Origin of the sequence: Dietzia timorensis (assembly GCF_020742175.1) — a bacterium.
Taxonomy (GTDB): domain Bacteria; phylum Actinomycetota; class Actinomycetes; order Mycobacteriales; family Mycobacteriaceae; genus Dietzia; species Dietzia timorensis_A.
The window spans coordinates 1-8,143 of the sequence record NZ_DYXM01000119.1; the positions used below are offsets into that span (position 1 = coordinate 1).

Genomic DNA, 8,143 nt, shown 5'->3' on the forward strand with positions numbered 1-8,143 from the left:
CGTTGGGGATGTCGAATCCGACAATCAACGGTTTCGCCTCCACCTTCACGGCTTCGGGCTTGCGCAACAAAGTGACAACCTCGAGCGACTTCGGTTGCCTGGTCGAAAGGTTCTTGCGCAGCCACGACAACGTCAGCCCCGAGTCGATGATGTCCTCGACGATGACCACGTGGCGATCGGCGATGTCGCGGTCAAGGTCCTTGAGAATCCGCACCACGCCGGACGACGACGTCGAATCACCGTACGAGGACACCGCCATGAATTCGGTTTCGCAGGGGACCGTCAGCGCCCGCGCGAAGTCGGAAAGGAAAATCGCTGCGCCCTTGAGCACGCAGATGAGGATGATCGGCTCCTCGGCATCCGCGTAGCGCGCGCCGATCTCCGCACCCATTTCGTCGATGCGCGCCTGCAGCGTCGCCTCGTCGATGAGCACCGACTCGATCTCTTCCGAATACTTGCCGTCCGGCACGGCTGTACCCGTGGGGTCGATCGCCAAACCTTCCACGGCGGCCGGTGCCGCACTCTCACTGGTCTCGTCGAATGCCATGTATTTAAAAGCCTTCCCCGCCGGTTGCTCCGCCTGCCTGGATAGCACAACTCTACTGCCGCAGCCCGATGCGCAGTACCCTGCCCTCTCGCCACACCGAAAGCCGCCGCACCGTGCCCCCGGATCCGGCGTCTCCACGCCATTCGGGACCCGCCGGCACCGCCACAGGCCCCTGCCCCGCCCACCGCTGACAGAGAGCGACGACAGCTTCGGTGTGCGTGGAAGTGAGGTCGATGGCGCCGTTTTCAGCCATCCACGCTTTGAGCACGCGCGCCGCGATCGCGGGTTCGGCCGCCTCCACGGTGCCCACGTCGAGTGCCGAGCTCTCCCCTTCGTCAGCCGGCAGCCGACCGCGGTCAAGGTTCGCGGCGGCGATCGCAGTGAGCGCGTCGTCGTCGGCGCGTAGCTGGGCGGCGGTGCGGGCGAGGGCCTCGGCGACGCCGGGCCCGAGGACATCTTCGGCGAGCGGAAGGAGCTCGCGGCGGACCCGCACGCGACGAAAGCGTGGGTCGAGGTTGTGCGGGTCGTCCCACACCTGCAGGTCCACCTCGGCGCAGGCGGCGCGGGTGTCTTGTCGCGGCACGGCGAGAAGCGGGCGTCCCCAGGGCTCATCCCACGCGGCCATCGCGCGCAGGGACCGCGCCCCCGATCCGCGTGCGAGACCGAGGAGAACGGTTTCGGCCTGGTCGGACAGCGTGTGCGCGAGGAGCACCGGCAGGCCCTGCCGAGCGCCGGCCAGCGCGGCGTACCGCGCCTCGCGCGCCGCCGCCTCGGGTCCGCCTGAGGATCCGACCTCCGCCGTCAGAATGCGTGGTGTTGCGCCGAGCCGGGCGGCGATTTCGGCCGCGCGGTGGGCTACCGCGTCCGAGCCCTTTTGGAGTCCGTGGTCGACGATCAGTGCATGGACCTCGTCGAATTCGGCAACCGCGGCGGCGGTGAGTGCGAGCGAATCGGCCCCTCCGGACAGAGCGACGCACACGGCGCCGCCTTGGACGCGGGCCGAGCCCGCACGGCGCCATGCGCGAACGGCGGAACGGACGCGCCACGCCGCGCTGCCCTGCGGGGAGTGCTGCGCGGCTGGTGCGGATTGGTCCGGCCCCGACAAGTCGGCCCCGCTAGCGGCAGCCGCACTCGCGCAGTAGCGAGGCGATGCGGTCGAGGCCCGGGCGGGCGTCGGCGGGGCTGGTGCCCTCGGACATCAACGCGAAGGACAGCGAACGGCCGTCGGAGGTGGTGACGATGCCGGCGAGTGAGGACACGCCCGAGAGTGTGCCCGTCTTCGCGCGGACCCAGCCGGCGCCGTCCTCGGCGCCCGAGCCCTCGCCGAAGCGGTCCTGGAGGGTGCCGCTGCCTGCGGCGATGGGCAGCCCGTCGAGCAGGGCACGCATCTGCGGGTTCGCCTCCGGCCCCGCCGCCAGATGGAGGACCTGCGCGAGGACGTCGGCGGAGATGCGGTTCTCTCGGCTCATCCCCGAGCAGTCGGCCAGCTCCGTGCCGGAGGTGTCGATCCCCTTGTCGCGGAGGACGCGCAGGACGTTGTCGGTCGCCTCCTCGATCGACACCCTCGATTCGGCATCGGTGTACCCCGCCTCGCCGTCGGTGACCGGATCGGCGTGATCGATGCCGGTGACATGCATGGCGGCCTCGTGGCACAGCGCGTCGGCGCCGACGTTGTCCGAGTCGTCGAGGATGTTGCGAGTGCGTTCGACCAGCGGCCCGGAGTCGATCGCGCCGATCGTTTCCTGCACCGGGACGGGGTCCCCCGAGAGCTTCACACCGCTCTCCGGGACGTCGAGCCGCGAGCCGAGCTCGACCGCGGCGGCGTACATCGGCTGGCCCTCGCGCGGGGACTCGGTCTCCTCCGGGTCGACGCGGCCCGCATCGAGCATCCACGGCTGCACCCGGGTGAGGTAGCCGCCCGGGATATCGGCCTCGTTCCAGCCGTCCGCCATCTCGGGGCCCTCGTACGGGCCGGGGGCGACGGTGATCTTGGTGAAAGTCTCCCCCGTCGATTCGGCCAGCTCGACGTAGTCGTCGAGGGAGTCCGAGCCCGGAAAGAACGTCGACTCCTCTGCGGCGGCGGTGGTGACGTTGCCGCCGGGGATGACGACGAGTTCGCCCTCGGCCTCGCCGCGCGCGAGAGTCGTGGGCAGTGTGTTGTCCGCGGGAACGATCGAATATGCGGCCATCGCCGTGAGCAGCTTCGTCGACGACGCGGGGATGCGTGTACGCCCGGCGTCCTTGGCCCACAGCTGCTCCCCCGTGGCGTTATCGATGACGACGCCGGTGAGATCCCCCACAACCGGGTCGGCGGCAAGCGGCGCGATGAGCTTGCCGAGCGCGGCCTTCGCGGGCGCCGGTGCGTCCACAGGCAGCGCGGTGAGCGCCGGTTCGGGCGCTCCGACTTCCGGCATTTCGGTATCCGGGGCCGTGAGATGCTCGGTATTAGTCGCCAGAGCGGCGGAAACGATGAGCGCGATGGCGAGCACCATGGCGACGAGCACAAGACCGATTCGCCACAGAATCGATCGACCTCGCCACACCTTCGGCGCCATCTATTCTCCTCGCTCCTCGGCCCTGCGCCGCTCCCGCCGGATACTCCGAGTACGTGTGGGAGGGCATTGCGATTAAACTTAACGCAGATTCGGCGACGGTAGTTCGACCGCCGTGGCCAACGATAACGCCCGCAACGGACATTTCCCGTCCGCTCAAAAGCATCCGAGGAGTCACCACGTGGCAATCGAAGTAACCATCGAGATCCCCAAGGGCTCGCGCACCAAGTACGAGATCGACCACGAGACCGGCAAGGTCTACCTGGACCGATACCTGTTCACCTCGATGGGCTACCCCGTCGACTACGGGTTCATCGATCACACCCTTGGCGAGGACGGCGACCCGCTGGACGCGATGGTTCTGCTGCCCGAGTCCGTGCCGCCGGGAGTCATCGTCAAGGCGCGCCCTGTCGCCGTTTACACGATGAGCGACGAGGCCGGCGGCGACGACAAGCTGCTGTGTGTTCTCGATGACCCGCGCTGGGAGTCCATCAAGGACGTCGGCGATGTGGATGAGTTCGAGCTCAAGGCGATTGCGCACTTCTTCGAGCACTACAAGGACCTCGAGCCGGGCAAGTTCGTCAACCCCGGCGAATGGGTCGGCGCCGAAAAGGCCAACACCCTCATCGACGAGGCGATCGCCCGCTACAAGAAGTAGCCGGCACACAAAGCCTGCTGAAACGGGCCGCACGCGAAAAGCGTGCGGCCCGTTTTGCGATTGCGTGCCCGCCCCGTGAACCGGAGGCGCCGGTAGCTTGGGTGGAATGACACCTCGGAACGAAGCGGAGGCGCCGGCGCAGGGCCTGCGCGAGGCGAAGAAGGAACGTACCCGCCAGGCGATCGTCGACGCCGGACTCGACATCGTTATCGAATCCGGCCGCACCCACGCAACGGTCGAGGCGATCGCCGAGCGCGCCGGGGTGTCGGTGCGCACGTTCCACAACTATTTCGATTCCAAGGACGCGATGTTCGCGCACCCCTTGGCGCAGCTGCTCGACGTGCTCACCGAGAAGCTCGGCGAGCAACCGTCCGGCGCCGAGTATTTCGACGCGCTTTCGGGCGCGTGGATCGGGATGCTCGAAGCGGAAAGCGGCCGCATTCTGCGGGTCGCCGCAGCCTTTAATGCGCTGGGCAGCGCCGAGTCCGTCGAATCACGCGTGTCGGCGGTCGTGACCGAGCGCGCACGCCCATTGATTGATGAGCTCGTCCGACGTCATAGGAAAAACAACCCGTTCTCCGGGCTGAGCAGCGAGCTGGCGGCGACCTTATCTTTGCGGGTGCTCGTGGAGGCCACGACGGTGGCGCTGAGCAGCACACCGCAATCGGCGCCGCTGCTCGGGCCCGTCGAGCTCGCACCCGGGGACGCCGATGTGCTGCTGCGGGAGGTCACCGAGGCGCTCGGCGCGCTGCGCAGCGTGTTCTCGCCGACCCGCTAGCCGGCGCCGGCGAGAACACGCGCCACGCGCCCGGTTTCGCGCTACTTGCCCTGGAACTTCGGGGCGCGCTTCTCCATCGTCGCGTTGACCGCCTCGAGCAGATCCTGGGCCGGCAGGAAGCCGGCGTTCCACGTGGCGACGTACTCGGAGCTACGGCGGATCGGTTCCTCGATCCCGCGCGCCATGACCTCCTTGACCCCGCGCACGACGAGCGGCGGATTGTCGGCGATCTCGCCGGCGGTGGCGTGCGCCGATTCGAGGACGGCCTCGGCGGAGTCGGCGACATGGGTGACGAGTCCGTAGCGCAGCGCGGTGTCCGCATCGATATCGCGGCCGGTGAGCGCGAGCTCGCGCGTGAGACCGTCGCCGATGATGTGCGGCAGACGCGCGAGAGAGCCCATGTCCGCGACGATGCCGACCTTGACCTCGCGGATGGAGATCTCGGCGTCGGCGGCGGCGTGCCGGATATCGCAGGCGGAGATGAGATCGACGGCGCCGCCGATGCAGCGGCCCTGGATCGCGGCGACGGTCGGCGTCTTCGCCTCACCCACCGCGTCGATCGCGGCGCGCATCGAGGTGATGAGATCGTGCAGCCCCATCGGCTTCGAGGCGTCGACCTCTCCGGAGAAGTATTCGCCGAGTACGGGCATCATCGCCGCGAGGTCGAGGCCGTAGGAGAAGTTGCGTCCCTCGCCGGCGATGACGATCGCACGCACGTCCGGGTTCTCGTCGAGCTTCGCGATGACGCCGGGCAGCTCGGCCCAGAACTCCGGGCCCATCCCGTTGTTCTTACCGGGCCCGATGAGCGTCACCTGGGCCACGCCCGGGTTCCGTCCCTCGAGGGTGCCGGGGAGGTCGACCCGCACCGATTTCGGTTCGCCTTCGCTCGCGTATTGCGCAATGTTCGTCATAGCCAAAGCGTGCCATACTCGCGGGCTCGCCCGGCCGACCGCCGTCAGCGCTTCGGGATGACCAGCCACAGCACGAGGTAGAGCAAAAACTGCGGCCCCGGCAACAGGATCGACGCGACGAACAGGATGCGCACCAGCGTGGCGTCGATACCGAAGTAGTCTGCGATCCCGGAGCACACGCCGGCGATCCAGCGGTCGGAGGTGTTACGGCGCATTCGCTTGCGCGCGGGAGGTCCGGAGGGGTTGTCGTATCCCTGTGCGTAGATGTCGTTCATGGCGTTCTCCTTCGGTGGTCTTCGCCGGAACGTCTGTCCCGGCTGGTGTCCTCCAGTCTTCTCGCCGCGAGCGCCCCGCACATCGGGGATTGTCCCTGAATTCCCATCTCAGGGTTCTCCCGCACGCTCGCCGCGCGTTCTGCTCACGCGCGCCGCGACCGCCCTGCCAGTGCAGCGCTTTTCTCGGTCTATGGATATCCTTCTACGAGTGCAAGGCATTCCACAGAACTACTTACGTTCCCCGCACGCTGCGCCTTCTCGCACGCTCATCGACGTGTTCGAGTCGGCTGTTCGTCGGTTCCCCGACGCCGCTTGTATCGATGACGGCGAGCGTGTCCTCACCTACGCCGAGGTGCACGCCCACATCGCCGAGACCGCGACTTGGCTCCACGGCCAGGGCGTCGCGCCGGGTGCGCGCGTGGGCATCCACATGCCCTCGGGCTCGGCGAACCTCTACCTCGCGATCCTGTCGACCCTCGCCGCGGGAGCCGCCTACGTCCCCGTCGACGTCGACGATCCGGCGGAGCGCGCCGAGCTCGTCTTCGGCCAGGCCGGCGTCGCCGCCGTGTTCACCGGAGACGGACTGCGCACCACGTCCGGCTCGCACGAGAACAACCCGGGTATGACGTCGGAGGCGCCGCGCCCTCCCCGACCCGACGATGACTGCTGGATAATCTTCACCTCGGGCACGACCGGCGTGCCCAAGGGCGTCGCGGTCTCGCACCGCTCAGCTGCCGCGTTCGTGGACGCCGAGGCTCGCCTGTTCCTGCAGGAGCAGCCGCTGGGCCCGGGCGACCGTGTGCTCGCCGGGCTGTCCGTCGCGTTCGACGCCTCCTGCGAGGAGATGTGGCTCGCGTGGGCGCACGGCGCGTGCCTCGTCCCCGCTCCGCGGTCGATCGTCAAGAGCGGCCTCGACCTCGGACCGTGGCTCCTCGAGCGCGACATCTCTGTCATCTCCACGGTGCCGACGCTCGCATCGATGTGGCCGGATTCGATGCTCACCGGGGTGCGCATGGTCATCCTCGGCGGAGAGGCCTGCCCGCCGGAGCTCGCCGCCCGCCTCGTCGCCGGCGGCCGTCGCGAGGTGTGGAACACCTACGGGCCCACCGAGGCGACGGTCGTCGCCTGCGCCGCGCAGCTCACCGGCAGCGGCGAGGTCTCCATCGGTCTGCCGCTGGACGGCTGGGACCTCGCGGTCGTCGATGGCGCCGGCGAGCCGGTCGCGATCGGCGGGACCGGCGAGCTCGTCATCGGCGGCGTCGGGCTCGCCCGCTATCTCGATCCTGAGAAGGACGCGGAAAAATACGCGCCGATGCCGAGCCTCGGCTGGGAACGGGCCTACCGATCCGGCGACCTCGTCCGCCTCGAGACCGATGGCCTCTACTTCGGCGGGCGCGTCGACGACCAGGTGAAGATCGGTGGCCGCCGCATCGAGCTCGGCGAGGTCGACACCGCCGTGTCGGCGCTGCCGGGCGTGCACGCGGGTGCGGCGGCGGTGAAGAAGACCGATGCGGGCGCGAGCGTCCTCGTCGCCTACCTCGTCGCCGTCAACCCCGACGCATTCGATCTTCCGGACGCCGCGGGCCTGCTGCGCGAATCGCTGCCGGCCGGCGTCGTCCCCCGTCTCGCCCTCGTCGACGAACTCCCGACCCGCACCTCCGGCAAGGTCGACCGGGCCGCGCTGCCGTGGCCGCTGGAGTCGACCTCGGCGCCCGAGACGGAACTCGAGGGCACGCAGGGCTGGGTTGCGGAGATGTGGTCCTCGGCGGTCGGCGCAGACGTGTCCGGGTCCGGCGAGGATTTCTTCGCGCTCGGCGGCGGCTCCCTCGCTGCCGCGCACGTCATCACCACCGTGCGCGAGCGCTACCCCGAGGTCACGGTCGGGGACCTCTACGATCGCCCGAGGCTCGCCGATTTCGCCGATTTCCTCGACGGCCTCGACCCGGTCGCGGAGGTCCAGAAGCGCGACGTCACTCCCGTTCCGCTCGGCGCGCAGCTGGTGCAACTCGTCCTGCTGCTCCCGCTCGTCACACTCGCCGGGGCGCGCATCGGCACGTGGTTCGCGCTGGGCGCGTGGGTTGCCGGCGCGCTTGGTGCGGACTGGGCGCCGCAGCTTCCGACGCCCGCACTCGTTGTGCTCGCGCTGATCTTGCTCACCCCGGTCGGCCGCATCGTGCTCGCCGCCGCGGTGGCGCGGCCGCTCCTGGGTGGCGTTCGGCCCGGCCGATATAAACGCGGCGGCTCGGTGCACCTTCGCCTGTGGTTCGCCGAGCGCTGGGTCGAGGCATGCGGCGCGGCCGGGATCGGCACCGCAGGCTGGAATCTCGTGTTCGCCTCGCTGCTCGGCGCGAAGATCGGCAAGGGCGTCGACCTGCACACCCTGCCCCCGGTCACGGGAATGCTCACGCTTCGCGACCACTGC

The 8,143-nt window shown here is 69.2% G+C and carries 8 protein-coding genes; 3 read left to right on the plus strand and 5 right to left on the minus strand.

Annotated elements, in window-relative coordinates; genetic code table 11:
• The 3 genes from hpt to dacB form a co-directional block, all read right to left on the minus strand.
• On the minus strand, positions 1-469 hold a 469-nt coding region (gene hpt, locus K8V11_RS06515; protein ID WP_303911883.1), incomplete at its 3' end, for a hypoxanthine phosphoribosyltransferase.
• A 130-nt stretch (positions 470-599) separates the two neighbouring features.
• Complete coding sequence (gene tilS, locus K8V11_RS06520) at positions 600-1,652, minus strand: tRNA lysidine(34) synthetase TilS (protein WP_303911868.1); 1,053 nt, start codon at positions 1,650-1,652, stop codon at positions 600-602.
• 10 nt (positions 1,653-1,662) lie between these two features.
• Complete coding sequence (dacB, locus tag K8V11_RS06525) at positions 1,663-3,102, minus strand: D-alanyl-D-alanine carboxypeptidase/D-alanyl-D-alanine-endopeptidase (protein ID WP_303911870.1); 1,440 nt, start codon at positions 3,100-3,102, stop codon at positions 1,663-1,665.
• A gap of 178 nt (positions 3,103-3,280) precedes the next feature.
• Here dacB and K8V11_RS06530 point away from each other — a divergent pair, with 178 nt between their 5' ends.
• Together K8V11_RS06530 and K8V11_RS06535 are read left to right on the plus strand one after the other, a co-directional pair.
• A complete protein-coding gene (locus K8V11_RS06530; RefSeq protein ID WP_303911873.1) occupies positions 3,281-3,757 on the plus strand; it encodes an inorganic diphosphatase in 477 nt (158 codons plus the stop codon).
• A 106-nt stretch (positions 3,758-3,863) separates the two neighbouring features.
• Entirely contained in the window at positions 3,864-4,535 is a 672-nt protein-coding gene (locus K8V11_RS06535) for a TetR/AcrR family transcriptional regulator (protein WP_303911875.1), read from the plus strand.
• A gap of 41 nt (positions 4,536-4,576) precedes the next feature.
• Here the strand turns inward: K8V11_RS06535 and K8V11_RS06540 are convergent, their stop codons facing one another.
• A complete protein-coding gene (locus K8V11_RS06540) occupies positions 4,577-5,446 on the minus strand; it encodes a crotonase/enoyl-CoA hydratase family protein (RefSeq protein WP_303911877.1) in 870 nt (289 codons plus the stop codon).
• Between the two features lie 44 nt (positions 5,447-5,490).
• Complete coding sequence (locus K8V11_RS06545; RefSeq protein ID WP_303911879.1) at positions 5,491-5,721, minus strand: PspC domain-containing protein; 231 nt, start codon at positions 5,719-5,721, stop codon at positions 5,491-5,493.
• A 190-nt stretch (positions 5,722-5,911) separates the two neighbouring features.
• Between K8V11_RS06545 and K8V11_RS06550 the strand changes: the two genes are divergently transcribed.
• Positions 5,912-8,143 (plus strand): non-ribosomal peptide synthetase (locus K8V11_RS06550; RefSeq protein WP_303911881.1); only part of this gene is annotated, 2,232 nt, incomplete at its 3' end.

What these genes read in the sequence shown, in the direction of transcription:
- K8V11_RS06540 (WP_303911877.1), bottom strand. Translation starts at nt 5,446, where the DNA reads ATGACGAACATTGCGCAATACGCGAGCGAAGGCGAACCGAAATCGGTG.
- K8V11_RS06535 (WP_303911875.1), top strand. Translation starts at nt 3,864, where the DNA reads ATGACACCTCGGAACGAAGCGGAGGCGCCGGCGCAGGGCCTGCGCGAG.
- K8V11_RS06545 (WP_303911879.1), bottom strand. Translation starts at nt 5,721, where the DNA reads ATGAACGACATCTACGCACAGGGATACGACAACCCCTCCGGACCTCCC.
- dacB (WP_303911870.1), bottom strand. Translation starts at nt 3,102, where the DNA reads ATGGCGCCGAAGGTGTGGCGAGGTCGATCGATTCTGTGGCGAATCGGT.